The sequence below is a fragment of the Bacillus sp. FJAT-27916 genome (genome assembly GCF_001183965.1).
In the GTDB taxonomy this organism is placed as follows: domain Bacteria; phylum Bacillota; class Bacilli; order Bacillales; family Pradoshiaceae; genus Pradoshia.
This window is the reverse complement of the sequence record NZ_LFZV01000001.1, coordinates 2225048-2250314: the sequence shown is the minus strand read 5'-3', so window position 1 is coordinate 2250314 and position 25267 is coordinate 2225048. Positions and strand designations below refer to the sequence as shown.

At 41.2% G+C, this 25267-nt stretch carries 30 protein-coding genes; 24 read left to right on the top strand and 6 right to left on the bottom strand.

Annotation, left to right across the window (positions count from 1 at the left end):
- Genes AC622_RS10865 through AC622_RS10835 form a run of 7 tightly spaced genes read left to right on the top strand, consistent with a single transcriptional unit; the run spans position 1 to position 6448 of the window.
- On the top strand, positions 1-471 hold the full coding sequence (locus AC622_RS10865) for a MaoC family dehydratase N-terminal domain-containing protein (RefSeq protein WP_049671095.1): 471 nt from the start codon (positions 1-3) through the stop codon (positions 469-471).
- On the top strand, positions 468-926 hold the full coding sequence (locus AC622_RS10860) for a MaoC/PaaZ C-terminal domain-containing protein (protein ID WP_231589512.1): 459 nt from the start codon (positions 468-470) through the stop codon (positions 924-926). The genes AC622_RS10865 and AC622_RS10860 overlap by 4 nt, the downstream gene beginning before the upstream one ends.
- A gap of 29 nt (positions 927-955) precedes the next feature.
- On the top strand, positions 956-2119 hold the full coding sequence (locus AC622_RS10855) for a thiolase C-terminal domain-containing protein (RefSeq protein ID WP_049671094.1): 1164 nt from the start codon (positions 956-958) through the stop codon (positions 2117-2119).
- A gap of 14 nt (positions 2120-2133) precedes the next feature.
- The gene (locus AC622_RS10850; protein ID WP_049671093.1) at positions 2134-2550 is read left to right on the top strand and encodes a Zn-ribbon domain-containing OB-fold protein; all 417 of its coding nucleotides are present in this window, start codon (positions 2134-2136) and stop codon (positions 2548-2550) included.
- 19 nt (positions 2551-2569) lie between these two features.
- Positions 2570-3760 (top strand): acyl-CoA dehydrogenase family protein, encoded by a 1191-nt coding sequence (locus AC622_RS10845; protein ID WP_049671092.1) that lies wholly within the window; start codon positions 2570-2572, stop codon positions 3758-3760.
- A 24-nt stretch (positions 3761-3784) separates the two neighbouring features.
- Positions 3785-4942: an acyl-CoA dehydrogenase family protein gene (locus AC622_RS10840; protein ID WP_049671091.1), complete on the top strand. Its 1158-nt coding sequence runs from the start codon at positions 3785-3787 to the stop codon at positions 4940-4942.
- A gap of 27 nt (positions 4943-4969) precedes the next feature.
- The gene (locus AC622_RS10835) at positions 4970-6448 is read left to right on the top strand and encodes an aldehyde dehydrogenase family protein (RefSeq protein WP_197089927.1); all 1479 of its coding nucleotides are present in this window, start codon (positions 4970-4972) and stop codon (positions 6446-6448) included.
- 288 nt (positions 6449-6736) lie between these two features.
- Here AC622_RS10835 and AC622_RS10830 read toward each other — a convergent pair whose 3' ends face one another.
- From AC622_RS10830 to AC622_RS10820, 3 genes are all read right to left on the bottom strand, one after another.
- On the bottom strand, positions 6737-7183 hold the full coding sequence (locus AC622_RS10830; protein ID WP_049671089.1) for a hypothetical protein: 447 nt from the start codon (positions 7181-7183) through the stop codon (positions 6737-6739).
- Positions 7184-7248: 65 nt separating this feature from the next.
- Entirely contained in the window at positions 7249-8019 is a 771-nt protein-coding gene (locus AC622_RS10825) for a hypothetical protein (RefSeq protein ID WP_049671088.1), read from the bottom strand.
- Positions 8020-8076: 57 nt separating this feature from the next.
- Positions 8077-8487: a hypothetical protein gene (locus AC622_RS10820; RefSeq protein WP_049671087.1), complete on the bottom strand. Its 411-nt coding sequence runs from the start codon at positions 8485-8487 to the stop codon at positions 8077-8079.
- Positions 8488-8672: 185 nt separating this feature from the next.
- Between AC622_RS10820 and AC622_RS10815 the strand changes: the two genes are divergently transcribed.
- The gene (locus AC622_RS10815) at positions 8673-8966 is read left to right on the top strand and encodes a hypothetical protein (RefSeq protein WP_049671086.1); all 294 of its coding nucleotides are present in this window, start codon (positions 8673-8675) and stop codon (positions 8964-8966) included.
- A 149-nt stretch (positions 8967-9115) separates the two neighbouring features.
- On the opposite strand, the gene AC622_RS10810 is transcribed toward AC622_RS10815, so the two are convergent.
- Entirely contained in the window at positions 9116-10009 is an 894-nt protein-coding gene (locus AC622_RS10810; protein WP_049671085.1) for an SMI1/KNR4 family protein, read from the bottom strand.
- Positions 9966-10073 (bottom strand): SMI1/KNR4 family protein, encoded by a 108-nt coding sequence (locus AC622_RS21670; RefSeq protein WP_442853816.1) that lies wholly within the window; start codon positions 10071-10073, stop codon positions 9966-9968. Before AC622_RS21670 ends, AC622_RS10810 begins: the two co-directional genes overlap by 44 nt.
- Before the next feature lie 242 nt (positions 10074-10315).
- Between AC622_RS21670 and AC622_RS10805 the strand changes: the two genes are divergently transcribed.
- From AC622_RS10805 to AC622_RS10730, 16 genes are all read left to right on the top strand, one after another.
- Complete coding sequence (locus AC622_RS10805; protein ID WP_049671084.1) at positions 10316-10726, top strand: hypothetical protein; 411 nt, start codon at positions 10316-10318, stop codon at positions 10724-10726.
- 137 nt (positions 10727-10863) lie between these two features.
- The gene (locus AC622_RS10800; RefSeq protein WP_049671083.1) at positions 10864-11733 is read left to right on the top strand and encodes a GNAT family N-acetyltransferase; all 870 of its coding nucleotides are present in this window, start codon (positions 10864-10866) and stop codon (positions 11731-11733) included.
- Between the two features lie 153 nt (positions 11734-11886).
- Positions 11887-12117 (top strand): DUF3953 domain-containing protein, encoded by a 231-nt coding sequence (locus AC622_RS10795; protein ID WP_049671082.1) that lies wholly within the window; start codon positions 11887-11889, stop codon positions 12115-12117.
- A gap of 216 nt (positions 12118-12333) precedes the next feature.
- Complete coding sequence (locus AC622_RS10790) at positions 12334-13050, top strand: DUF4261 domain-containing protein (RefSeq protein ID WP_049671081.1); 717 nt, start codon at positions 12334-12336, stop codon at positions 13048-13050.
- Between the two features lie 49 nt (positions 13051-13099).
- Entirely contained in the window at positions 13100-13603 is a 504-nt protein-coding gene (locus AC622_RS10785; RefSeq protein WP_049671080.1) for a DUF2716 domain-containing protein, read from the top strand.
- A gap of 387 nt (positions 13604-13990) precedes the next feature.
- Positions 13991-14908 carry a dihydrodipicolinate synthase family protein gene (locus AC622_RS10780; RefSeq protein ID WP_049671079.1) on the top strand — a complete coding sequence of 306 codons (918 nt, stop codon included), beginning with the start codon at positions 13991-13993 and terminating at the stop codon, positions 14906-14908.
- On the top strand, positions 14892-15554 hold the full coding sequence (locus AC622_RS10775) for a GDSL-type esterase/lipase family protein (protein ID WP_049671078.1): 663 nt from the start codon (positions 14892-14894) through the stop codon (positions 15552-15554). The genes AC622_RS10780 and AC622_RS10775 overlap by 17 nt, the downstream gene beginning before the upstream one ends.
- Positions 15555-15565: 11 nt before the next feature.
- Positions 15566-16954: an ABC transporter substrate-binding protein gene (locus AC622_RS10770; RefSeq protein WP_049671077.1), complete on the top strand. Its 1389-nt coding sequence runs from the start codon at positions 15566-15568 to the stop codon at positions 16952-16954.
- A 79-nt stretch (positions 16955-17033) separates the two neighbouring features.
- A complete protein-coding gene (locus AC622_RS10765; RefSeq protein ID WP_049671076.1) occupies positions 17034-17912 on the top strand; it encodes a carbohydrate ABC transporter permease in 879 nt (292 codons plus the stop codon).
- 5 nt (positions 17913-17917) lie between these two features.
- Positions 17918-18766, top strand: a complete 849-nt coding sequence (locus AC622_RS10760) for a carbohydrate ABC transporter permease (RefSeq protein WP_049671075.1) — start codon at positions 17918-17920, stop codon at positions 18764-18766.
- A gap of 23 nt (positions 18767-18789) precedes the next feature.
- Positions 18790-19482: an N-acetylmannosamine-6-phosphate 2-epimerase gene (locus tag AC622_RS10755; protein WP_049671074.1), complete on the top strand. Its 693-nt coding sequence runs from the start codon at positions 18790-18792 to the stop codon at positions 19480-19482.
- Between the two features lie 3 nt (positions 19483-19485).
- Positions 19486-20364, top strand: a complete 879-nt coding sequence (locus tag AC622_RS10750) for an ROK family protein (protein ID WP_049671073.1) — start codon at positions 19486-19488, stop codon at positions 20362-20364.
- A gap of 22 nt (positions 20365-20386) precedes the next feature.
- The gene (locus AC622_RS10745) at positions 20387-21241 is read left to right on the top strand and encodes a MurR/RpiR family transcriptional regulator (protein WP_049671072.1); all 855 of its coding nucleotides are present in this window, start codon (positions 20387-20389) and stop codon (positions 21239-21241) included.
- Between the two features lie 192 nt (positions 21242-21433).
- Positions 21434-21778, top strand: a complete 345-nt coding sequence (locus AC622_RS10740; protein WP_053103748.1) for a hypothetical protein — start codon at positions 21434-21436, stop codon at positions 21776-21778.
- Positions 21779-21855: 77 nt separating this feature from the next.
- Positions 21856-22227, top strand: a complete 372-nt coding sequence (locus AC622_RS10735; protein WP_049671071.1) for a VOC family protein — start codon at positions 21856-21858, stop codon at positions 22225-22227.
- 419 nt (positions 22228-22646) lie between these two features.
- Positions 22647-23813 carry an endo-1,4-beta-xylanase gene (locus tag AC622_RS10730; protein ID WP_049671070.1) on the top strand — a complete coding sequence of 389 codons (1167 nt, stop codon included), beginning with the start codon at positions 22647-22649 and terminating at the stop codon, positions 23811-23813.
- Between the two features lie 222 nt (positions 23814-24035).
- On the opposite strand, the gene AC622_RS10725 is transcribed toward AC622_RS10730, so the two are convergent.
- On the bottom strand, positions 24036-25229 hold the full coding sequence (locus AC622_RS10725; protein WP_049671069.1) for an ROK family transcriptional regulator: 1194 nt from the start codon (positions 25227-25229) through the stop codon (positions 24036-24038).
- Positions 25230-25267 lie beyond the last annotated feature (38 nt).

The window sequence follows — 25267 nt, the reverse complement described above, 5'->3', positions numbered from 1 at the left end:
ATGGAATTAGATAAAAGCTTGATCGGATTGACAGGGAAACCGTTTGTGTTTGAGGTAGAAAAGCGGCATATCCGCCAATTTGCCGAAGCAATCGGTGACAACAACCCTTTGTATGTTGACGAGGAATATGCAGCCAGTACCATTTATGGCGGCATTATCGCCCCTCCTAGCTTTCCAGTTGTGATTGGCCAGGATAGCGGCGGAGCAATTGACCTTCCGCTCGATTATACAAGAGTGCTGCACGGGGAACAGGAATTTATCTATCAGCGTCCCATACGACCTGGTTACCGCCTCGTCTGTCAAATGAAAGTAACCGATCTTTACGACAGGGAAGGCAAATCAGGGACGATGCAATTTTTGGTGTTAGATACAGAGATGAAGGATGAGAGCGGGGAATTGGTGGCTGTCAGCCGGACGAATATGATCTATCGTCCAGCGAGTAAGAAGGCGAAAGAGGAAGCAAAGAAATGATGATTTCAAGTGATAGAGGGGAGGCTGCATACATGCCGCAAATGGAGTTTGAAACCATTCAGGAGGGTCAAAGGCTAGAACCCTATGTAAAGCCAGCAGTGACGAAGGTTCAGTTAGTGAAGTATGCGGGCGCATCAGGTGATTACAATCCGCTCCATACAGATGATGAATTTGCCCAAAAAGTAGGAATGCCGGGCGTAATTGCCCACGGGATGCTAGTCATGGGCTTCTTAGGTGAATATGTCATGAAGCTCGCGGGCACGAATGCTATCCCGGTTAATTTCAAAATGAGGTTTGGTGCTGTGACGAGACCGGGGGATGCGATTACCAGTCATGCAATCGTGAAGAAACTTTATGAGGAAGACGGAGAGCGTTTCGCAAAGCTTGAGCTGACAGCAGAAAAAGCACCGGGTCAAGTTGTCGGGTATGGGGAAGCAACGGTCAGATTTGTTTGATTTCATGAAATTGGAGGAGGTTATCAATCATGGCAGATATCAAGGATCGGTATGCCATTGTCGGTGTTGGGGAAAGTGAACGATCAAAAAAGTCGGGGACAACGCCCTTGAATTTAGCACTTCATGCAGCACGAGCGGCATTAAGTGACGCGGGACTTCAAGCAACAGATATTGATGGATTCATGAGTTATTCGGAAGGCGACTCATGCACCTCTCATCAATTAGCTACCTATTTAGGGGTTCGCCCTAAATATGTGAAGGATATTAGCGGAGGCGGGAGCTCAACGGAAATGCTCATTGCTGATGCGATTGGGTTAATTGAAACAGGCCAAGTCAATACGGTCATGATCTACCGCTCGATGAATGGACGGTCAGGTGTGCGCATGGGCGGCGGTGGCTGGGATATCAATCTCTTACAATCCGTCATTGATGGGGGAAGCTTTCTCATTCCGTACGGTGCAGGCGGGCCTGGGCAATGGTTTGGCTTATTCGCGACGCGTCATATGCATGAAACAGGCCTTACGCAAGAGCATCTCGGCCATGTATGCGTCAGCTTTTATGAGCATGCCCAAAGGAATCCAAAGGCGTTCTTTTATGGAAAACCTCTCTCGATGGAGACATACAAAGATACACCTTATTTGAGTTATCCCTTTAATCGCCATGATTTTTGTCTCGAGTCTGATGAAGCAAACGCGATTATCGTGACCAGTGCCGAACGGGCAAGGGACTGCAAGTCAAGGCCGGTTTATATTATGGGGATTGAGGCGCGCCAATGTGTCTCGCATTCGCATTACTGGTCCAATTTAGATGAAGTGGCCTCTGACTATGTCGCTCCTGAACTATACAAAAAAGCCGGTGTGAAACCAGCGGATATCCAAGTAGCTTCAATCTATGATTGCTTTAGCTGGGTCGTACTTAGGCAGCTCGAAGCATACGGGTTTGCACCGCGGGGAGAGGTTGGCGATTTCGTCGCCGCTGGTAATTTGAAAATGGGCGGAAAGCTTCCTACCAATACGGCGGGCGGCATGCTTTCTGAAGGCTATACACACGGGATGAATAATGTACTCGAAATTGTCCGACAGGTACGTCATGAATATAAAGGGACAGACCGTCAAGTGGAGGATTGCGAGATTGGCATTTGCACAGGCTGGGCCGGACCGGATATTGCCGGTGCCATGATTCTGCGAAATTAGAAGGAGGAAAACAGATGAGCTATCAGAAACCAATTCCATTAAAAAATGAAGATAATCACCCCTATTGGGATGCTGCCGACCGGCATGAACTCGTTTTGCAAAAATGTGATTCCTGTCAAACCCATTTACACCCGCCAGGTCCTGCTTGCGCAAAGTGTGGCAGTACCGAGCTGAGCTGGGAGAATAAAGGCAGTGATATTCTCGGAAGCGTCTATTCGTATATCGTATCTTATCGGCCGTTTTTACCAGGCTTTCAGGATGATCTGCCGCATATCATTGCAAGCATTGAATTGGCTGACGCCCGTGAAGTGAAACTGATTGGCAATGTATTGGAATGTTCCCCGGAGGACATAGAGATTGGCATGCCGGTCAAAATGATTTGGCAGGACATTACCGAGGAACGTGCGCTTCCTCAATGGACAAGAGCGTAAAGAAAGGGAGGGATATTGAATGGATTTTTCATTTTCCAAAAAGGAAGAAGCATTTCGCCAGGAACTGCGCGCATGGCTAGAAGCGAACTTGCCCGAAGGATGGCTTGAGGGCACCTTCAAAATGCCTGATGATGAGGCCGGATTCTTGAGAGATTGGCAGAGGAAGCTCTATGAGGGGGGCTATGCGGCGATTGCCTGGCCTAAAGAATATGGCGGCCGCAATGCCACATTGATGGAGGAAATTGTCTATCATCAAGAAATGGTTCGCGTGAAAGCACCACCACTGATCAATTATGTCGGAATTCACATGGTTGGGCCGACGCTCATGCAAATCGGTACGGAGGAGCAAAAGGAAACCTATATTCCGAAAATCTTAACGGGCGAAGAGGTTTGGTGCCAAGGCTATTCCGAGCCGAATGCCGGCTCAGATTTAGCCGCCCTTCAAACGAGCGCTGTCAAAGACGGAGAAAAGTGGGTCATTAACGGCCAAAAGGTATGGACAAGCTTTGGCCATGTGGCTGATCGATGCTTCCTATTGGCCCGTACGAACCGCTATGAGAAAAAGCATAAAGGCATTACCGCCTTCCTTCTTGATATGCATCAGGAAGGGGTTGAGACAAGGCCCATCATTCAGATGGATGGGAAGCATGATTTCAATGAAGTGTACCTGAACAATGCGGTGGCTTATGATGCCGATATTGTGGGCGAAGTCGATGAGGGCTGGAGAGTATCCATTGCCTTGCTGATGCATGAAAGGACCGGAATTGGTGCACAAGTATTTACGCTCGAACAGCAATTCAATGACTTGGTTGCGGTGACAAAGGAATTGGAAGCGGACGATGGTGAGCCATTAATGAATGATCCGTTTGTTCAAAGGACGATGGTTGATCTCTATGCGCGTTCAAGAGGATCGCTCCTGAATTATTATCGCAATCTAACGAAACAGCTGAAACAGGGACATCCTGGCGTGGAAGGCTCCATGGACAAATTAATCGTCAGTGAATTAACGAAGGACTTGTTTTCACAAGCGATTTCCCTGCAAGGTCATCAGGGAGTTCTATGGAAGGAAGATGCCGTTGTTGGCAGCTCTTACTGGCAGGACAATTATCTCTATTCCTTTGGTCAAACGATTGGCGGCGGGACAAGTGAAATCCAGAAGAACACGATTGCTGAGCGGATTTTAGGCTTGCCGAAAGATATGGGACGCTAGATTAAAATTGGAGGTGAAGGAAGAATGGATTTTTCATTAAGCCAGGAGCAGGAAATGTTCCGCAATTATGTTCGCAAGTACTTGGATGATGTTGGACAGACGAAGATAGCGAGGGAAGTGACAAAAGGCGAATTAGGGTCCCTGCAAACCTTGCGTGAGGGGATGGCTGAGCTGGGCTGTACAGGCATTAATGTACCAGAGGAATATGGTGGAATGGGACTTGGGCTGTTAGATATGGTGCCAATCTTAGAGGAAATGGGACGTGCGCTTATCCCAAGTCTCTATTTAGAGACAAATGCTCTCGTCGTACCGCTCTTAGAAAAGTACGGGACAAATCAGCAAAAAGAAACATACTTGCCGGCGATTGCGGAGGGAAGTCATACGTTCACACTTGCGTGGCTGGAGGAAAAGGGGAGCTATACGCCTTCAGGCAATAAGATGAGAGGGGAACGCAACGGTGATTCATTCGTGCTGAATGGAACGAAATCGTTCGTACCAGATGCTAGATTGGCAGATAGCATGCTTGTATTAGTGCGGACAAATGATGGAGAAGAACAGCATGGAATCTCACTAGTCATCGTGGACCGTGAAGATGTTCAAATACAAAATCAAAAAAACTTCGATGAAACAAGATTACTGGCAAAGGTAGTTTTCGAGGATCTTTCTGTTTCTTCTAATCAAATTCTTGGCGATATCGATAATGGATGGGAAATCATCCAAGAAGGATTGCTTTCCATAAATGCCGCCCTCTGTGCAAATATCATTGGAAGCATAGATAGCATCGTCGAAATGGCAGCCGAATATGCAAATATCCGCGAACAGTTCGGCCAACCGATCGGCCGATTCCAAGCCATTAAACATCGAATTGTCGACATGAAGCTCGACCTTGAGACAGCTCGCTCATTGACCTACTATGCCAATTGGGCGATGGAGAGCGGGGCGCCTGATCGGATTCAGGCGATAGCCAGCGCAAGATTATTCGTCACAGAAGCTTTTATACGAGTCGCTTCGCATAATATCCAGATTCATGGCGGCATCGGTTTCACCGAGGAAATGGACTGTCAATTATATGTGAAACGGGCTCGTTTTTATGAGAACTATCTAGGTACTAAAAAGCAGTATTATGACCAAGCAGTCAAAGCATTGGGCTGGCTTCAACAGGAGAAAGAAGTTCTCGTTTGATTTTAAAGCGATGAAAGGAGGATGAAGGTGGAAACACGTAGCAGTGTAAAGGAATACGACAATCTGATTAACGGAAAAGTCACGCAAGCTCGATCAGGGAAAACAATTGACAGTGTTGATCCATCTACCGGGCAGATTTGGGCTTCTGTTCCAAGAAGCACGGTAGAGGACGTAGAGGAAGCGGTCGCATCAGCCCGAAATGCTTTGCCATCCTGGTCTGCAGTCCCAGCATTAGAAAGGTCCAACTATCTACGCCAAATTGGTGATGCCGTTGCTCGGCATGCAGAGGAGCTTGCTGAGCTGGAAACACGTGATAATGGCTGGGTGATTAGAGAGACGATCTATGGCCTGATCCCTTCCTTAACAAGTATTTGGTATGATGCCGCCGGTGCGACTTCCCTTGGAAGCAGGGGAGAAACGACACAATTGGGGCCCAATACAGTTGGATATACATTACGTGAGCCATTAGGGGTGGTCGTTGGAATCATCCCTTGGAACGCTCCGTTGTTTACTTTCTCAATTAAGGCAGCCTATGCGTTGGCAGCTGGGAATACCGTTATTATCAAGCCATCTGAACTAGCGGCCGTCTCCTCTATGAGATTGGGAGAAATCATCCAAGAAATCCTGCCTCCTGGCGTGCTGAATGTGATTAGCGGGTACGGCTCAGAAATTGGGGAGGCTTTGGTCAGCCACAAAGGGGTTAATAAGGTGAGCTTAACAGGCTCTATGAACACTGCAAGAGCCATTGCGGAATCAACGGCTTCTAACCCGAAACCACTCACATTGGAATTGGGAGGAAAGTCTCCGAATATCGTCTTTGCTGACGCTGATCTGCAGAAAGCGGCTAACGGCGTGACCGTCAATGGCATATTTACCGGCAATGCAGGACAGATATGTGCAGCTGGATCCCGAATATTAATCCAACGACCTGTCTTTGATGAGATGATTGCGCTCATGAAGCAGCAAATCGACAGCTATATACAGCTAGGGGATACGATGAGCAGTGAGGTCTCCATGGGACCGATTGCCAACAAGGTTCAATACGATAAGGTCTGCTCCTATATTGAACTGGCTGAAAAAGAAGGCGGAGAAATCATTTACGGCGGCCGTGCTGGAGGTTCCTCTCTATTCCCGAATAAGCCTGAGCTGGCAGAAGGCTATTGGGTCGAACCGACACTTATTCAGGTCGATCGTAATTCCTATCGTATATGCCAGGAAGAAATATTTGGCCCCATAGCCGTCGTCATGCCATTCGATACAGAAGAGGAAGCACTCGCCATGGCCAATGATTCCGCTTACGGCTTAGCTGCCGGCGTCTGGACATCCAGCCTCGACCGTGCCCATCGAATGATCCGCTCAATAGAAGCAGGGAATGTGTGGGTGAACACATACAGGCGAGTTGGCCCTGAATTACCGTTTGGCGGTCACAAGGAGAGCGGGATTGGCAATGATAGTGTGTTAGAGTTTACGCGAGAGAAATCCTGCTATATAGAGTTAGGTCAGTAGTTTATAAAAGGAAGAATGAAGGCTAAATGGTACCTGTAGTTAGGACACTTGAGAAGGAGTGTTTTACCTACAGGTTTTCTTTTATTATATATTCATCAATGAAAGATACTTGCAAAGCTATACGTACATTATGGAGTAGAGTGGGCTGATAGCTATGGTCATTTGAAAATCTTTATTCATATAAGATTTAATTATCTCAAACAAATTGAGAAGCATTACTAGAAAGAATAACGTCAAGATGGTCCTATAAATATGCTGAAACTCAAAATAAAAAGCCCACTATGTGAGCTACTTTTTTGCTGCCTGATCCAATTCATTTTTCGCTTTTTCGGTAATGGCATCTAACTTATTTTTCATTTCTTGTTTGGATTGGCTGTCTTGGCCATCCATCTTACTGATTAACTCATTTGTGTAACGCTGGATTTCCTCAACACTTCTTTGTTTTTCCTGCTGTGTAAATGTATCAAGGTCCTTTGCGGATTGTTTCATATCCTTTTGTAGCTCTTTCTGTAATCGTTGTAATGATTTTTCTTTTTCCTTCTGGATACTTTGATTAATTTCATTAATGGATTCATTAGCTTTCTGATCAAACCAGTTACTAAGCAATGAACTTGCATTTCCATCAGCCATAACGTGAGAACTTAATCCAATACCTATTATTAAGATGAAGACAGTAGCCATATATTTAAACCTTCGTATTTTTTTCTTCTTATTGTAGATTTCTTTTCTGCTCATGAATACACCTCCAAATACTGGAAGAAAAGGACACCAGTGTGATGTCCTTCCTATCTATTTCGTGATTACCTGTTTATGTCAGCGACAACTGAATCCATTTCAGCTTTAGCTTGGTTTTCTAATGCAATCGCTTTGTTTGCGATTATTTGTTTTTGAGCCGCTACTAGATTGTCACGTAATGTAGTGATTTCTCCGCGCATTACTTTTATCTTGGCATCAATGGCTTTCTTGATTTGTTCAGTAGTAGCAGTTGTATTAGAATCTAATGAAGCTTGGATCTCTGTTTTTGCTTGATTTATTGCTGTTTCTAATTCTTTTACAGCTGCTCCTTTCACAGCACCAAGATCAGTCTCAACTTGACTAGCAGCTCTTGAACCGTCTTTACCATACTGAGCAGTTAGATCTCGATTTGCCCATTTAGAGCCTTCTTGAGCTGTTTCATCAATAATTTTTTGTGCTGCGGCAAATAATCCGTCAAATTGTGATGTCATATAGTTTTGGATGTCAGTTTCTTTCGATTGTACGGATTTGATATGTTGATCCTTTGCAGAATTGATATTTGTTGTTCCTTCAGCAGTTTTTAGGCTACCAGCAGTATTAATATATCCAGATCCCTCTTTTTTCAGGTTGTCATATTCTTTATAAAGTGAACCAGCTTTGCCATTTGCATAATCAGTAGAGTCTTTAACAACTTTAGCGGTTGATTTACCGAATTGAGCATCATACCAAGCTTTAAGGTTGCTGCCAGCATCTGTGCTAGCCATTACTGCTCCTCCAGAAATAAGTGCAAATGCTGTTACCCCTGTGATTACTTTGCCTTTTACTGTTTTGATCATGTCAAATTCCCCTTTTCAATAATAGTGTATTTTAAGGGTTATCCCCGTAAAATCAGTTTAATTTAAGATTTCGGCTAATATATCTGTTACTTCTTCATCTATTTCTTGGTTGTGTTGAGAGATATGTTCATTTACAAGTTGATTATAGCGAGTGGTTTTAAGTGTATTCGTCGTTGATTGAATTTGTTTGATGTATTCTTCGGAGTATTTGTTTATGTTGGCGCTTGATGCGGTAAAAGACTTAGTAGTTTGGTCATAAATCTGTGTTGATCCGTCATTCATAAGTGCGGTAGTAAATTTGTTGTAGTCATATATGGAGCGGGTCATGGTGTCTTCACTATCAGTTATTACATTTGTCATAGAAACACCCAGTTGTTGTTCGTACCATGTCTCTAAACTGAAAATTGCACTACTTACCGTAATGGTAGATAACGATAATAGACCTGTCATAAGAACAATTCTTTTCATATCACCACATCCAATCTACTAATAATTGGTTAAATATTACATTTCATATATTATAATTAATTCACGTACAAATCAAGTACAATATAAAATACTGTTCACCCGATATAAAATACATTTGTATGAAACTGGTCAAAAAGCTGGTATTTTTAGTATAATTATGGAAGTAAAGTGTAGGAGGAAACCCTATGGAACTAATAAGAGTAGATATTCGAATGCCAAATATTTTATTAAGAGAAATAGAAGACTATCAGTTGAACAATGGTATTTCTACTCGAACGGCTGCAATTTTAGAATTGGTGAGGATTGGACTAGATAAAAAGGAGGACTTAGAGGTCTATATTGAGAGAGGAGATTCTCAACGGATCGATATAAGAATACCAGCAATGATTATAGACAAAGTGGAGGAGTACCAGAATAAAAATGATATTCGTACACGTGCGGCAGCAATGAAACGATTAATCTTATTAGGACTGATGTGATTGTTAAACCAACTAGGTGACAAATCTACCCATCATTACGTGAAGGCAGGGAGGGTTATGCGGAAATGGCAAATATGCAAAAAGACCTTGATAGGAAAATACAGTGATTCTCCATCAAGGTCTATTTTTATAACCTTCTTTATCTGTGATTATCGTTTCTTCACATCATCCCATGCTTCAGTAAGCGGAATACCATCCAGCTTAGCCTCTTTAAAAAACTCTTCAATTGAATTGAACTGCTGCTTCGTGCCGTCCTCGCTTTCAAGTACCCATTTGCCTTCTATCTGTATAACAAGGCGGCTATTACCTTTATACGTAAATTTAAATATGACATTATGTCCATAATCGCTCTCATACTTATGCATCATATTCTTTAGATCCTCTAAAGAGGAATTCATTGTTTCTACAATCCAGTCAGCATAGTCCCTAACATCGGAATTTTTATCAGCCTTGAATAGGTTGATGAATTTGTCCAGTCGTGTATCATCTAATATTAAAGTATACCAATACAGTATAAGGTCAGCGACTGCTTTTCTTATATCTTCATTAGGGTGTTTGCTTAAATGCAAGAGTTTTTCAACATACCAATCATCTTCTGCTTCCACTTCATATTCATGAACAGTAAGAATATCATAGAGGCTATCAACATCATTCTCTTCAATCAGTGCTTCAAACTCTTCTTTGCTATAGGTGACAGGGGAATACTCTTCATCATCCAATTCGATTTCAACGGTATATAGATTCTCCAGAAATTCGTCAAAGCTTTTGGCAATTTCGAATACCTGTGAAGTCTCCTCATGATTGTCCACATAGACGATGGGGGGATTCGCTGAGGTGTGCCGGTAATCAAATGCAAGCCAAGTGTGACCATCACCGTGAAACAATACCAGCCCCTTTGGCATTTCCCATTCTTCGCATAATTCTTCACTTTCTAGTATGGAGCTATCTTCGTCAATCCCATCGATGTATTCAACCTCTATGAAGGGCTCGTCAAACTTTTCATGCTGCGGAGCGGGGTAGGCATTGTGTAAAACGACCGCCATTTTGTTGTTTTAATAGCTCTATGTAGGAGGCTGGAAGGGTTACTTTCAGCTTAGCTTCTGCCATTTGAATCACCGCATCGCTGACTGGCTGCGGCTTGTATAGATCATTCTTTTCCCATATGTTCGTTCCAATGAGTATCACCTGACTTCATTTAGTATTTTTATATACTTAATTCGACTGTTTTCTACTTTTTCCTCCTTTTTGCAGAGTGTTTTTATAGACTGTTACTTCGTTAGTGGAAGCAGGATATTTTCCTTTCTTGAAGAAATACATACGTATCCTTTGTAAAGAGAAGTGATTTTTAAATGAAGTTTCAACAAAATGATTTCACCGATGACTTGAAAATAACTATTCAACATACTGAAAGAGTATTGAAAGATTATATCGAAGAATTACGGGCAGATTATCAAGCTCTTTTAGCAAAGGGGAATCTTGCATTAGAAGTGAATTTTCGTAAGGAAGGTGACGATTATTTTAAGCCGGGATCTATTTCTTCAGTGACGATTGGTCTATCAGAGAAAACGGACACATACGGTGACCTTATTGACATCCATACGATTACATTATGGAAATGTGAACGGGTTTTCTTAGGAATACCAATCAATAAACATGTACCTGGAAGTAAGATTCTAGGTGAACTTGTTGATGAATCAGTAGATGAAATAAAAGAGGAATTAAAGGAATATCTTGAGGAATTTATTAAAGAGGAAGCTTAACGGGAAATGGATCTAGCAGGATTAATGTGGTTTCTATTGAACTTCTCATAGGAACAGCAGGAAAGTTGGAGAAGAGTTTTATCCTACCTAAGAGAGTTGTGCGATATTCAAATTAGAATGAAGTGTGGGGAAATGATATGAATGTGACATTCGAAAAAGCAATAGACCTAGATGAATTATCCCTTTTTTTATCTGAAATAAATCAACATAAGAAATCAAATATAGGTTATTGTGGCGAGAAGGTTGAGGAAATCTACCAAACGCTAAAGGAAGATTTTGTCTCCGGCGATCATGGAGATATCAACTTTATCCTTGCAAGAAATAGCGAGGAAATCATAGCAGCCATTGGTTTTGATATAGATGAAACGAGTGCAGAAGTATGGGGACCCTTTAATCAAACATCTTCTGTTAACCTGCAATATGAATTATGGGAAGAGTTGAAAAATGAAAATCCAACTGTTCAAACCTTCTCTTTTTTTATCAACAAAGAAAACCTCCAGCAACAACAGTTTATGAAGGAAATAAAGGCAAAAAAGACAGGTGAATATCTTATCCTGGAAATGAAAGAACGAAACTTTGAGCGAGTCAGCAAAATGAACAGTGTTCCTTTTATAGAAAGTGATTTTAAAGCCTTTGAAGAATTACATAACGAAACCTTCCCAAGCACTTACTATGATGCAAGAACGATTATAGAAAGGCTTGGTGCTGGAAATACCTTACGAGTGCTTAAAACTGAATCTAATGTGTTACAAGGTTATGCCTATTATGAAGTGAATCCTGAAATGTCAGAAGCGTCGCTTGAATATATCGGTATATCGGCAAAAGCCCAAAATCAAGGCTTAGGCACAATAATGTTAAAAGAAGCCCTTACAGATATGTTTTCATACCCACTAATAAAAGAAATTACATTAACGGTTAATCATACAAACAGCCTAGCGAATCACTTATATATGAAAGCTGGATTCGAACAGAAAGATAGTTTAATAAGTTATCTTCTTGAACTTTAAATGTCCTTGCTTCTATGCCAATGGCTGATGATCCGTTCTTTTAAACGGGGTAAGGATGGCTAAGGAAGGGATTCCATGATAAGACATATTATTGAGTTCAAAGTACTAAAATGAATGAACAACTTGAAAAGTGAATAATGGATGGAGGCTGGGATGCTAAAAATATTGGGATCTATCTTAGCGGTTAGTGTTATTGCATTATCAGGATATGGTGTGATTAGCCAAAACTTTAAGTTTATGTCCCATTTAATGCTGCTTCTAGGTGCACTTATGTTGGTATCTGGATTAATTGAACTACAAGAAGACAGGAAGAGAAGTATTGGATATATGTTTATTGTAGTTTCCTTATTTATTTTCACCGTTTCTATAATGGATCTCTTATAGAATGTAGCTAAGGGCATGACCTAGAGAAGATAGAGGATTAAATCCCTTATATCTTGGACTCCTTCTTATTGTAGAAATGATGGAGGTTAGTCCAAGAAGGGGATAGTAAAAGGAAATGATTGTTTCATTGAAATAGAGGGTTTTACCAATTCAATAAAAAATTTAAAACATATGATGGGTACATCTTGTTTGTATCCCATTCAGAGGAGTGTTTTTATGGAAGAAGTCCAAATCATTATTGGGGTTCCTGGAAAGTGGAAAAATAGAACAGAGTTAATACAGGCAGTTGCATCTAACGGCGATGGGTATTTAATGGCTGGTTACATTATTCATAACACAAAAAAAGACGTATGTTTTGAAGTAGAAGTTTATGAACACGACCCACATTTAACGGAAGCATTCTCATATGCAGGTTCCTTTGAAGATGGCCTTTTAGATGAAATCGAACATCATACCCTTACCGTCTATGTAATAGCCAATATAAATGGGTTTGAAGATCTTAAGGAACTGGTAGATGTCGGAGCATCTTTATTAAAGTCTGGTGGTTTAGCAGTAAAAGTTGAAACAGCCGGAATTGCCCATACCAAAGATGAATGGTTTCAGCTTTTAGAAAACAAAGATTATCTCTCGATCTATTCTCACTTTGTAACTCTTATTGGGGATGAGGAAAGTTATTTTTCGTGTGGAATGAAAGCTTTTGAATTACCTGATGTCATGACTTCTTCCTCAATATCACCGGAAGAAGCAGCAGACCTTCTTAATAACTTTAATCTTTATAACATTATTGAACAACCATCTTTTAAGGAAGGTGAAACATTTAGTTTAGAGCAAAATTCACCTTTATACAAAATTGCTTTCATCAATGAATGTAGATATGAGAAAGAGGATGTTTTCTTTAATCCATTTGGGTTCATTCATTTATTTCAGGCATAATAAATGGAAGTGTTTTTAAAAGAGATCTTTTTTTAGGAGTAGATATATTTTGAATAATTGGATTGAACTTTCAGATTCAGAATCTGACCTAGTATGGGATATGGTATATGGAAAGTTTAAGTTTAAACCTAGTAGAAGTAATTTCCCTTCATTTAAAGTGCCAAAGCCTTTTATTACATATGATATTTCCAGTTATTTTTGTTGGTCAGGAGACGTAGAGGAGATAAAATGGCTTTATCGTAATCTTGAAGAGAAATCTTTATTAGCTTTTCAGGAATTAATAAATGAAAATGAGTATGTTTATGCTTTAGATTGGCAACATTCTTGCTATTGGGTTAATCCCTTTTTAGTGTTTCCAAGAGATGAATTTAATGAGTGGCTAGTTCCTATTTTCCCTAATGGAGATTATTATTTCTTTTTACAAAGAGAATTTAATTGGGGATTATTAGGTCACCCTTGGGAGAAGTCCATTACTGTTTTTGGTCATGAGTTAATACAAGCATTAGAAAAACATAAACCTAGAATGTTTCATACCATTTTACGAATAAAGTAATTAGCTTAATGAACAACCGATGCAGCAAACGTTCAACAACCAGTTCAACCACTTCCTATCTGGAGGTGGCTGTTTTTATATATTAGATGAAAGGAATTGCAACACTCCTTACGAAAGCATAATCCAGTACTATGAAACAAGCTTAATCTTAGGTGGGTTGGAGTTTCTTAAAACCCCTCGTTGATCTAAACCGCTACTGATCATTAATCAGTAGCGGTTTTTTATGATGTACATCTAATCAGCGACAATTGGTATCCTGCTAAGTAACAATAATCGAAATTTTTTCCATTAATTTTAAAAATAAAGAAAATTATTTACAGCCCATTTCCTCCCATGTTATATTGAAACTGGAAAACATAACAATAAATGTTAGAGAGTGTGAGCGAGATGGGATTGGACAAATTTAAAGGGATTTTTCCGGCTTTTTATGCTTGTTACGATGACTTAGGAGAGGTGTCGGAGGAGCGAACGAAGGATTTATGTGGGTACCTTTTGGAAAAAGAGGTTAACGGACTTTATGTCGGCGGGAGCTCTGGTGAATGTATCTATCAGAGCCTGGAAGAAAGAAAGGCAACATTAAGATATGTTGCGGAAAGCTTGCAAGGGAAACTGACGTTAATGGCTCATGTTGGTGCACCGTCCACGAGAGACAGCGTCCGTTTGGCTAAGTATGCCGAGGAATTAGGGTATGATGCGCTATCCGCGATTCCTCCGATTTATTTCAAGCTTCCTGAAAGCTCGATTTACGCTTATTGGACGGATATTATGGAGGCTTCTACGCTGCCGTTCGTTATTTATAATATCCCGCAGACAACCGGATACAGCTTGTCTATGAATCTCTTTACGAAATTGCTTGAGAACGATAAGGTAATCGGGCTGAAGAATTCGTCTATGCCAGTCATGGATATTGAAAGGTTTAAAGCGGCGGCAGGGGAGGACTTCATTGTGTTCAATGGCCCTGATGAGCAGTTTGTATCTGGCCGGCTAATTGGGGCAGACAGTGGTATTGGCGGTACTTATGCGGTGATGCCGGAGCTTTTGCTGGCAGCTGAAGAGTTTGTCTCAACAGGAAATTTTGCTGAGGCGAGACGGATTCAAAAGGATATCAATGATATTATTATCGCGCTTTGCTCCTTGAATGGATCCATGTATTCCGCCATCAAGGAAGTATTGAAGCTTAATGGGGTCAACATAGGAAGTGTGCGGGCGCCATTAGAGCCAGTGAGCGGAGAGGATCTAGAGAAAATAGTCGACATAAAAAATCTAATCGATCAATCCATTCAAACGTATGCAAAACAGGGCTGAGAAGAAACGAATCGTTTGCTTTGGAGATTCAAACACCTGGGGATTTGACGCAAGCACGGGTGGAAGATTTCCTGAAGGGATACGTTGGACAACACTTTTGCAGGAGCATCTTGGTGAGGAGTATCAAATAGTAGAGGAAGGTCTTCCGGGTAGAACAGCCGTATTAGATGACCCCTTATTGGAAGGCATGAATGCAAGTGCGTATCTGCAGCCTTGTTTAATGAGCCATTCACCGCTTGAACTTGTCATTATCATGCTTGGGACGAATGATGCCAAAGAGCGCTTTGGTCTTACATCCTTTAATATCGCACAAGGAATCGCCAAGCTTTCCCTTAAGGCTAAGCAGCTCTTGTCAGGACACAACGGACTGAATTCACCTGTGTTAGTCGTTGTGCCGCCGCCGATTGGACCGGAATATGCAAAGACACCAATCGGTAAATCGATGGGGAAAGACTGTGATGATAAAACGGAGCATTTAGCCAATCATTTGACGGAGCTTTTACAGGAATCTGGTATTGAGCTTCTTGATTCGAAGGGCAAGGTTCCTATGAACCGGATTGATTATATGCATCTCGATGAGGAAGGCCACGAGCTTTTAGCAAAGCTTGTCTTCAATAAAGTAAAGACCATTTTAGGAGATGGATAGGGGGAAGGTATATGTTTAAAAAGCGTTATCTGACTGTATTAACGGCTATGCTGCTCTTGCTGGTGATTGTCACGGGTTGTTCCAATGATTCAAAAGAGTCAAATGGGAAAGAATCAGATCAGGTGGAAATTTCTGTTTGGCTGACTCCTCAATGGAAGGGTGTCATGGATGGTTCAGAGGATGGGGCAGATTATGACAGCTTCTTCAAATATGCTGCCGAGAAATTTTCCAAGCAGTATAAGGAGCATGATGTAAAGGTTAATGTCGAAGTGATTGCAGGAGATCAAAGGGATGAGCTCCTCAATGTCAATCTAAATGGGGGAACACCTCCTGATGTGTTCTTTGAAAGCGTTTTTGCGATGGGGGATTATGCCCACAGGGGAGCTTTAGTGCCATTAAACGATGTGATTGATGATGAAGCGAAGAAGGATATCCCGGAAAGCTACTGGGAAAGCGTCACCTTTGGCGATGATATTTATTTCTATCCATTCTCCCATATGCCTGGTACATTAGCGTACAACGCGGATATGTTTAAGGCGGCAGGACTCGACGAATATATTGCCGAAGAGAATGAAATCGGCACTTGGACATTGAAGGATTATGAAAAGATCCTCAAAGGCTTAAAGGATAATCTGCCAAAAGACAAGTATCCAAACGCTTATCCAATGGGGCTTTATGCACTGAATAATCAAGGTGATACATGGAACTTAGCTTACTTACGAATGTTTGGCAATTCATTCTTCGATAAGGACGGCCATATCACCCTTGATGCCGCGGATGGAGTGAAGGCAGCTGAATGGCTGAAGAAGGTTTATGAGAGCGGGTATACAAACCCTGGAGCTGAATCGGTTTCGTCCAATGATGCGAATGCGATGTTCCAGAATCAACAGCTGGCGATCAGCTTCACGAATTCCGTCTTGGCTACCAATGCTAAAGCAGATATGGAAAGCGGAAAAACACAGAAATTTGATATGAGACTAGCGAACATTCCATCTGAAAGTGGAGATCCGCTTACCTTTACTTATGTAACTGGAGCGGCTGTGTTTAATACAAATGATGAAACACGCATGAAGGTCAGCAAGGATTTCGTTCAATTTGTTTCCTCTGATCCAGAGCTTGTTAAGGCTTCCAAAAATGGAATACCGGTACGGGATTCCGTTATCGAAGAGTTCAAGAATGATAATCCGCTCTTCGCCGCTTACAATGACAATGCCCAGTATATGTTTAACTTTACCGGGAATGTCCCTGGATACAGTCAATTGAGACAGGTCCTCTATCCAGAGCTTCAGGCCCTTTTCACTGGTGATAAGACACCGAAGCAAGTCGTGAAGGATTATCAGGAAAAAGGAAACCAAATCATCGAGGAATCAAAAGCGAACTCGGTCATCTATCAGAAATAACCCTGCATTGAGAATGGATAACAATCTTAAGCTCTGAAAAAGAGCTTAAGATTGTTATATAGAAAGGTAAGGGAATACCATGCAGATTACGAAATCATTGAAGGAAAACATAACGGGGTATCTTTTTATTGCGCCGCAGCTTTTACTCTTTCTAGTCTTTATCGTCTATCCGATCATGGAAGGAATCCGGCTAAGCTTATTCCGGATTAATTACCAGCAGGAGACATTCGTCGGTTTTGAAAACTATCAGCGATTATTCGCCGACCCTGTCTTTATGAAATCAACCGTCAATACGGTCATCTTTGTCATCTGTATTGTCGCGTTAACCGTTGTCTTTGCCCTCTTTGTGGCTTCCGCTATCTTTGATAAGAATGCCAAATATGTCTCCTTCATTCGGGGCAGTTATTACATACCTGTTATGGTGTCTATGGTCGTCATGAGTATGGTTTGGAGCTTTTTGCTTAATCCTGCTAACGGCCTCATCCCATATGCGGCAAGAGAATTAGAAATAGTCTCGGTTAATTTCCTCGGAGATAAAAGCCTCGTGCTGCCCGTGATTATCTTTATCACCTTTGCAACGAACATAGGTCAAGCCATTATCCTTTATGTCGCTTCCATGATTGGGGTTCCAAAGGATGTTTTTGAAGCGGCTGAAATCGATGGCGCTAACCGGATGACCATCATCTTTAAAATCCTGATTCCGCTTGTTAAGCCCACAACTATCTACATAATCATTATGAATATCATCGCCGTATTAAAGATCTTTGTCGTCATTCAGCTCTTAACCGGCGGTGGACCGAACAATGCATCAACCACTCTTATGTACTACTTATACAATAATGCATTCAAATATAATCAGCTCGGCATCGCTTCAGCTGTGGGGGTCATCATGTTCTTGATTACCTTGGTCCTATCCATTCCGCAGTTAAGAATGATGTTTAAGAAAGATAAGGGGTGAGAGGCTTGTTTGGAAAGAAGAATAGAAACAAAAAGAAAAAAGAGAAAATCGATATCATCATAAATGGATTCGTCGTTTTCTTTGCCCTTCTCAATTTATTTCCGCTATATTGGCTGATCACGAGCTCCTTCAAGAACAGTGCTGATGTGGTGAAAATGCCGCCGGATTGGTTCCCAAAAACGATATCCTTTGCGAACTATGTGGATGTCTTCAATAATCAGCCTGCCTTTAGATGGGCCTATAACAGTATTTATGTCTCCCTCGTTTCGACCATTGCCTTAGTGATTGTCAGCAGCCTGGCTGCTTATGCCTTTTCAAAGCTGAATTTTAAAGGGAAGAATATTATTTTTATCATCTTCATCTCTAGCCTGATGGTACCAAAGGAAGTCATGATCGTTCCTTTATTCCGGATTATCCAGGATTTCGGAATGGTCAACACGCTAAATGGCATGATCTGGCCGAATGTGGCCACGGCGTTTGGGGTATTCATGCTTAAAGGCTTCTTCGACTCCATTCCTGATTCCTTGCGTGAATCAGCCAAAATGGATGGGGCGAGTGAATTTACGATTTTTTATAAAATCATGCTTCCGATGGTGAAGCCTGGGATTGGGGCATTATTTATTCTGAATTTTGTCCAAGTATGGAATGATTACCTCTGGCAGCTAGTCGTAGGCCAAAATGAACATTCGAAGACGTTAATGGTCGGTATTGCTACCTTGATGCAGGATTTAAATCCGAACTTTGCCTATAAGATGGCTGGTGCCACAGTAGCTGCTGTTCCTATGCTGATCATCTTTATGATGTTCCAACGATACTTTACAAAAGGGATATCCATTGGGGCAGTCAAGGAATAAATTCGGGAGATGGAGATGGGAAAATGAACAGCCAGAATAAGATATTGAACCAACTGGAAGGAACGTTGATCGTTTCGTGTCAAGCGCTTCCTGAGGAGCCGCTCCATAGCCCGTTCATTATGGGGAGAATGGCGCGTGCCGCAATGCTTGGCGGAGCACAAGGAATTAGAGCGAATAGTATTGAGGATATAGGAGAGATAAAGAAAAATGTCGACCTGCCCATCATTGGCATCATCAAGAAGGTTTATGAAGGGTCAGATGTCTTTATCACGCCAACGATAGAGGAAGTGGATGCCCTTTACCATGAAAAGGTCGAAATCATCGCCCTTGATGCAACCAAAAGGGTAAGACCGGACGGGAAGACAATCAGTCAGGTGTTCCCTCTCTACCGTAAGAAATATCGCGACCAATTGTTTATGGCGGACTGTTCAACAATCGAGGAAGCAGAGGAAGCCTGTCGATTAGGCTTTGATTGTTTAGGGACGACATTAAGTGGCTATACGGACTACTCAAATCACCATGATTTGCCTGACCTTGAGCTGATTAAACAAATGGTGGAACGCTTTGATATTCCCGTAATCGCCGAGGGTGGGATTTGGACTCCTGAAGAACTGAAAAGTGTCTTTGATCTTGGCGTCCATTGTGCTGTTGTTGGAACGGCCATCACAAGGCCGATGGAAATCACGAAAAAGTTTCTTCAGGCAATCGAGGGATGAGAAATGAATATATTAGGAGCAGATATTGGCGGTACATCGATTAAGATTGGGATTTCGGATGAGCATGGTCATCTTACATCTTTTGGCGAGTACCCCTCTGAGAGCAAAAAGGGCGGCAAGCATTTAGTCGAGAGGTTGATTCAATACATAACAGAAAATCCTGGATTTGAGGCGATTGGAATCAGTACGGCTGGTCAGGTCAATGTAACGGACGGATCAATCCTTTATGCCAATGATAATATCCCTCAATATACGGGAACCAAATTAAAGGCGATCCTAGAGCATGAATTTCATGTGCCGGTTTTAGTCGAGAATGACGCCAATGCGGCAGCAATCGGCGAGGGAGCATTTGGAGCGGGGAAGCCTTATGATGATTTTCTCTGCTTAACCTATGGCACAGGGATTGGGGGAGCGATTGTATTGAACTCCCAAATTCATAGAGGGTATAATGGCATTGCGGCAGAATTTGGTCATATGATTACCCATCCATTGGGTTATCCATGTAATTGCGGCCGGCGTGGCTGTTATGAAACGTATGCCTCTACCACTGCATTAATTCGAAAAGCTGCCGATATAGATCATGAATTCACCAATGGCCGAATCATTTTTGAGGCGATTAGCCAAGGAGACAGCAGGCTTGAGAAAGTGCTGGATGAGTGGGTAACGGAGGTGGCGTATGGTCTCACCTCTTTAATCCATGTATTTAATCCGCCAGCCATCATCATAGGCGGTGGAATCATGGAGCAAGACATGCTGGCAGCAATGGTAGACCGTAAAGTCAGGGAGCTGATCATGGAAAGCTATGCGGATGTTCAAATCTTGAAAGCAAGACTTGGCAATAAGGCTGGCGTCCTAGGAGCGGTATCCCTGCATAGTAAATAGCAATAGAAGAAGAGGTGTATAAATGGCTTATCAAGATATTTTTTCTCTAATCCACTCAAGATACGCTTCTTTCACAAACACCGAAAAAAAAGTAGCCGACTACATTCTAGCAAACACGAAAGACGTCCTATATATGTCGATAACCGATCTGGCAGACGCCTGTCATGTTGGCGAGTCAAGTGTGTTTCGATTTTGTAAATCGATTAATCTCAAAGGGTATCAGGAATTTAAGATCGTATTGGCCCATAGTGTCTCTTTAGAGGATGAAACGCCTCAGCTATCAAGTCAGATTACGATGCAGGATACCATTCCAGAACTGTCATCCAAGATCCTGTCGACCAATATCAATGCACTGACCGAGACCTACAATCTTATCGATGAACAGGATATCGCAAAAGCAGCTGAGCACATGATTAAGGCAGATCGGATTCATTTTTTTGGCGTAGGATCATCATTAGTGACGGCGATGGAAGCAAAAAGCAAGTTTATGAGAATAACAAATAAAACAGAATGCTCGATGGATTCTCATCTTCAGGTTATGTCCGCTTCCCTATTGACGGAAAAGGATGTCGCGATCCTGATTTCCTATTCCGGTTCAACAAAGGACACGATTGAGATTGCAAAGGTCGCCAAAGAAAGAGGTGCGACTGTCATCTCCATCACGAGATTTGCTAAATCTCATCTCACGAGTTATTCGGACATCACCTTATTATGCGGTGCCAATGAAGGACCGCTGCAGGGCGGGAGCCTGACCGCTAAGATATCGCAGCTCTATCTATTAGACCTTCTATACTTCGCCTATTTCAAGGGAACAAATAAGGAATCGATCTACAATAAGGAGCTTACAGCGAAAGCAGTCGTTGAGAAAATGCTGTAGGGTTGGAATATGAGTGTTAGTTATGAGGCCTTCTTATCCGTTCATGGAACGGAGGGAGGTCTTTTTCCTTTAGAATTGTGGGTCAGCCTGTAAAAAGGAGGGGATATGATTTTTTTGCAGAAAGAATTATAAGAGCGATTCTCTCCTAACGCTTGGAGATGGTTTTAAATTTAGGCAAAAGAGGGAGTTAGCATGCGTGAACTAAGTGAAATTTATACAGATTGGCAAGATAAGCTGGATCAGGACGAATGGTATTTCAGTCCTTCTTTTGAAAAAATAATTGAGCGGTTAACACCGATTGAAGCTTATGATTCTATTCCATCCGTGATAAATGAACTGATCAAGTTGAGGGAGCCTTATTTAATCGGAGAAACGCTAGATTTCTTACATTCTATCTATCATAAAGCAGATACAACCGAGGTACATCCGGTCGTTAAGCGAGAACTTAAGAATATAGAAACGGTCGTTCAAAATGTTGGTGATGATTATTGTAAAAATGCTTTACGGGAATGGAAAACTTTTTTGAGGATAAAGTAGACATTAAACTACGAATACTAGGAAGTTTGTTAGAAGGGATAATTTGATCGACAAGATTAAATAAAGGGGAGAGGGTTATGCGTAAATCATTTATTGAACAAGTACATTATATTAGAATTCCTGTAAAAGATTTAGAACGGTCAGCCAAATGGTATCGAGATGTATTAGGGCTCCAGTTACTAAACCATTCTGAGGAAAGAGCCATCTTAAAAGTAAATGAGGGACCATTCTTGCTTATCTTAGTTCCTACCGAAGATGAAACATTTGCCCATTTTACCATTGATCATGAACAAGAATTTAGCATTGGCTTTACAAGTCCAGAACTATCAAAGTTTCATCAACACTTAATGGATAATCAGGTTAAGGTGGAGGATATACAAGAAGATCATGGTCATACTTTTTTCCACTTTTATGACCCCAATGGCAATAAACTTCAAGTCCACTGGTAAGGGGCCTGTACCTGTCCTTTTTATTTATGGTGATATTCCGTATTCTCGTTTTGTCCTTATTCTTGATGATGGATAAATGGAGAAGAAGGAGTCAGCATTCACATTTGGGGAAGGGAACTAGGGCTTATTGACAACGAAGATATGAGGATAGCCTTGTTTAGAACAGGGCTATTAGCCTTTGTGTATTCCAAATAAACGCAAACTTTGACATATTTCCAAAGTCATAGATAAATAGATTCATTTTTCAGTAAACTTAGTTTGTTCACTGGATAAACTAAAGGTGACTTGCTATAATCAATCTCAACAAGAGGGATACATATTTTCCTGACATAAATTGAAAGCCCTTACATTTTGTTTGATGAAAGGAGGACAGTTCTTCTAATTTAAAAGCTTGTATAAATGAAGGGAGAGAACAAATAATGTCTAAAGGATTACGTATGAAGCTTTTCTCTGGTGCGGCTGCAGTCTTATTATTATCCAGTGGTCTGTCCAGTGCTTCTGCAGGGCCGGCAACGAAACCAATTAGTGCGATGAAAGCCCCTGTTGAGCTTGATGAAAGGTATAAGGATTCATTTGATATAGGGGCAGCCGTTGAGCCGCATATGCTCAATGGGAAGGATGGCCAAATTCTTAAACGCCATTTTAATACTCTGGTTGCTGAGAATGTGATGAAGCCGATTAATATCCAGCCTGAGGAAGGCAAGTTTACCTTCAAGGATGCGGATAAGATTGTCAAATTTGCGAAAAAGAATAAAATGGAGCTCAGATTCCACACGTTGATCTGGCATAGTCAGGTGCCAGATTGGTTCTTCCTTGATAAAGAAGGCAACAAAATGGTGGAAGAGACCGATCCGAAGCAAAGAGAAAAGAATAAGAAGCTCTTATTGAAGCGATTGGAGACGCATGTCAAGACAGTTGTGAAGCGTTATAAGAATGATATTACCTCATGGGATGTCGTGAATGAGGTGATTGACGAGTATGCTGGGAATGATAAGGGGCTCCGGGAATCTCCTTGGTATCAAATCACCGGTACGGATTATATTAAAGTAGCCTTTGAAACAGCCGACAAATACGCCAAAAAAGATGCCAAGCTCTTCATTAATGATTACAACACGGAGGTAGAGCCAAAGAGAACGTATCTTTACAATCTAGTGAGTGAACTGGTTGAAGAAGGTGTACCGATTGATGGAGTCGGGCATCAGGCCCATATCCAAATTGGGTGGCCAACCTTAACGGAGATTGAGGATTCCATTAATCTATTCGCTGGTTTAGGACTTGATAATCAGATTACAGAGTTAGATGTCAGTCTATATGGCTGGCCGCCAAGACCGGCATACCCGACCTATGATGCCATTCCAGCCAGTGAGTTTGAGCGCCAGGCTGTTCGTTATGATCAACTGTTCGAGTTGTACGAGAGACTGGATGATAAAATCAGCAGTGTTACCTTCTGGGGTGTCGCTGACAACCATACATGGCTCAATGACCGTGCAGAAGAATATAATAACGGCGTAGGGGTTGATGCGCCATTTGTATTTGATAATGAATACAATGTAAAGCCTTCTTATTGGGCGATAATTGACAGATAGGGATGAATGTAGGGAAGGGGTTCCTTGAGTGATTATTGACTCGTTGTCACCTATGAGAACGTAGAAACAGGCGAATGATATTAATCGCCTGTTTCTTTTTTTAGTGGTTTACCGTTTTTATTAGCAACCTAAATAATATTTCTTTTTATCACGATCTATATAAGTGATTGTTTGAAAAAAATAGGCATAGCGTGGATAACGAAAAAAACGCCTATAGATTCATTACCTTTTCTGAATTAAAGACTGGGAGATAGCCAGACTGCATGCTGCAAGTGCCCCGTTAATATCGGAATATGGTTTTAATGATATATCCCAAAGATGGTTTAGGGGAGGTAGGATATTATTTTGATTTATATAATGACCAAGCAATTTAGCCAATGTCGGTTCATTAAATAATTCTCCATGTAAAATGAGATTGTTTGTATCAATCATTAATGGAAGATTATTGATTGTGATAGATAGGTATTTAATGGCGTTATTTAGGATGTTGGTAACACCTTCGTCTCCCATTGTATAGGCTTTTAAAACGGTTTCTATTGTAATATTTTGTTTGTCTTGAGTTAATTGTCTTAAAAAAGTTGTATTTGAGTTTTCATAAAGGATGCGAGATTTTTTTATAATCCAAGCTTCACTAGCATATGTCTGCAAGCATCCCCTTTTGCCACACTCACATAATTCCCCATCCGGGTGAACAATAATGTGACCTACTTCACCTACTAGAAATTTGTTCTCTCCATATGTACGTCCATTATTAATATGAGAACAAAACATCCCTCTACCGACGTGGAAGAAAATAAAATTATCATCTATATTATCTTTACTTAAGAACCTCTCTGCGTTGGCCATACAATGGACATTATTTTTAAAATAAATAGGTAAGGTCAAATTTTCAATTAGAATACTTAAATCAAAGTTCTTCCAAATTGTGTTATTGCTATATATTGTTTTGTTTTTATCATTGAAATGTCCAGGTAATGCTATTCCTATCGCTTTTGGATGATAGCTTTTGAGATCTTCAATAAAATTATTTATTTCCTCTATAAAATAAACTTCTGTTATTGCATTAATATCATTTTCTGTATTAAACTTGATAACCTTTTCCGCATAGATTGTTCCGGTATTATCGGTTAAACAAAATGTCATATGTTTTTCAGATAGTTCACATCCAATATAAAAGCTGTGACGTTCAGAAATATCTAAGAGAATTCTTTTTCGTCCTGATCTATTATTTTCAGAAGAGGCCTCTCCTAATTCATAAATAAGATTTTCCTTAATTAAAGATCCAGTTATCTCGCTTATGGTAGCAGGGGTGATATTTGTATATTTTGATATTTCTATTCGTGAAATAGGACCGTGAACATAAATTTCTTCTAAAATTTTTGTTCGCAGTTCTTTTTGTTTAGTAGTGAGTACCATTATAGTCTCCCTCTTGGCTTTATTAATTATAGATTATA

Coding starts and splice junctions, on each gene's coding strand:
- AC622_RS10865 (WP_049671095.1), top strand. CDS start 1: ATGGAATTAGATAAAAGCTTGATCGGATTGACAGGGAAACCGTTTGTG.
- AC622_RS10860 (WP_231589512.1), top strand. CDS start 468: ATGATGATTTCAAGTGATAGAGGGGAGGCTGCATACATGCCGCAAATG.
- AC622_RS10855 (WP_049671094.1), top strand. CDS start 956: ATGGCAGATATCAAGGATCGGTATGCCATTGTCGGTGTTGGGGAAAGT.
- AC622_RS10850 (WP_049671093.1), top strand. CDS start 2,134: ATGAGCTATCAGAAACCAATTCCATTAAAAAATGAAGATAATCACCCC.
- AC622_RS10845 (WP_049671092.1), top strand. CDS start 2,570: ATGGATTTTTCATTTTCCAAAAAGGAAGAAGCATTTCGCCAGGAACTG.
- AC622_RS10840 (WP_049671091.1), top strand. CDS start 3,785: ATGGATTTTTCATTAAGCCAGGAGCAGGAAATGTTCCGCAATTATGTT.
- AC622_RS10830 (WP_049671089.1), bottom strand. CDS start 7,183: ATGAGCAGAAAAGAAATCTACAATAAGAAGAAAAAAATACGAAGGTTT.
- AC622_RS10825 (WP_049671088.1), bottom strand. CDS start 8,019: ATGATCAAAACAGTAAAAGGCAAAGTAATCACAGGGGTAACAGCATTT.
- AC622_RS10820 (WP_049671087.1), bottom strand. CDS start 8,487: ATGAAAAGAATTGTTCTTATGACAGGTCTATTATCGTTATCTACCATT.
- AC622_RS10815 (WP_049671086.1), top strand. CDS start 8,673: ATGGAACTAATAAGAGTAGATATTCGAATGCCAAATATTTTATTAAGA.
- AC622_RS10810 (WP_049671085.1), bottom strand. CDS start 10,009: ATGGCGGTCGTTTTACACAATGCCTACCCCGCTCCGCAGCATGAAAAG.
- AC622_RS21670 (WP_442853816.1), bottom strand. CDS start 10,073: ATGGCAGAAGCTAAGCTGAAAGTAACCCTTCCAGCCTCCTACATAGAG.
- AC622_RS10805 (WP_049671084.1), top strand. CDS start 10,316: ATGAAGTTTCAACAAAATGATTTCACCGATGACTTGAAAATAACTATT.
- AC622_RS10800 (WP_049671083.1), top strand. CDS start 10,864: ATGAATGTGACATTCGAAAAAGCAATAGACCTAGATGAATTATCCCTT.
- AC622_RS10795 (WP_049671082.1), top strand. CDS start 11,887: ATGCTAAAAATATTGGGATCTATCTTAGCGGTTAGTGTTATTGCATTA.
- AC622_RS10790 (WP_049671081.1), top strand. CDS start 12,334: ATGGAAGAAGTCCAAATCATTATTGGGGTTCCTGGAAAGTGGAAAAAT.
- AC622_RS10780 (WP_049671079.1), top strand. CDS start 13,991: ATGGGATTGGACAAATTTAAAGGGATTTTTCCGGCTTTTTATGCTTGT.
- AC622_RS10775 (WP_049671078.1), top strand. CDS start 14,892: ATGCAAAACAGGGCTGAGAAGAAACGAATCGTTTGCTTTGGAGATTCA.
- AC622_RS10770 (WP_049671077.1), top strand. CDS start 15,566: ATGTTTAAAAAGCGTTATCTGACTGTATTAACGGCTATGCTGCTCTTG.
- AC622_RS10765 (WP_049671076.1), top strand. CDS start 17,034: ATGCAGATTACGAAATCATTGAAGGAAAACATAACGGGGTATCTTTTT.
- AC622_RS10755 (WP_049671074.1), top strand. CDS start 18,790: ATGAACAGCCAGAATAAGATATTGAACCAACTGGAAGGAACGTTGATC.
- AC622_RS10750 (WP_049671073.1), top strand. CDS start 19,486: ATGAATATATTAGGAGCAGATATTGGCGGTACATCGATTAAGATTGGG.
- AC622_RS10745 (WP_049671072.1), top strand. CDS start 20,387: ATGGCTTATCAAGATATTTTTTCTCTAATCCACTCAAGATACGCTTCT.
- AC622_RS10740 (WP_053103748.1), top strand. CDS start 21,434: ATGCGTGAACTAAGTGAAATTTATACAGATTGGCAAGATAAGCTGGAT.
- AC622_RS10735 (WP_049671071.1), top strand. CDS start 21,856: ATGCGTAAATCATTTATTGAACAAGTACATTATATTAGAATTCCTGTA.
- AC622_RS10730 (WP_049671070.1), top strand. CDS start 22,647: ATGTCTAAAGGATTACGTATGAAGCTTTTCTCTGGTGCGGCTGCAGTC.
- AC622_RS10725 (WP_049671069.1), bottom strand. CDS start 25,229: ATGGTACTCACTACTAAACAAAAAGAACTGCGAACAAAAATTTTAGAA.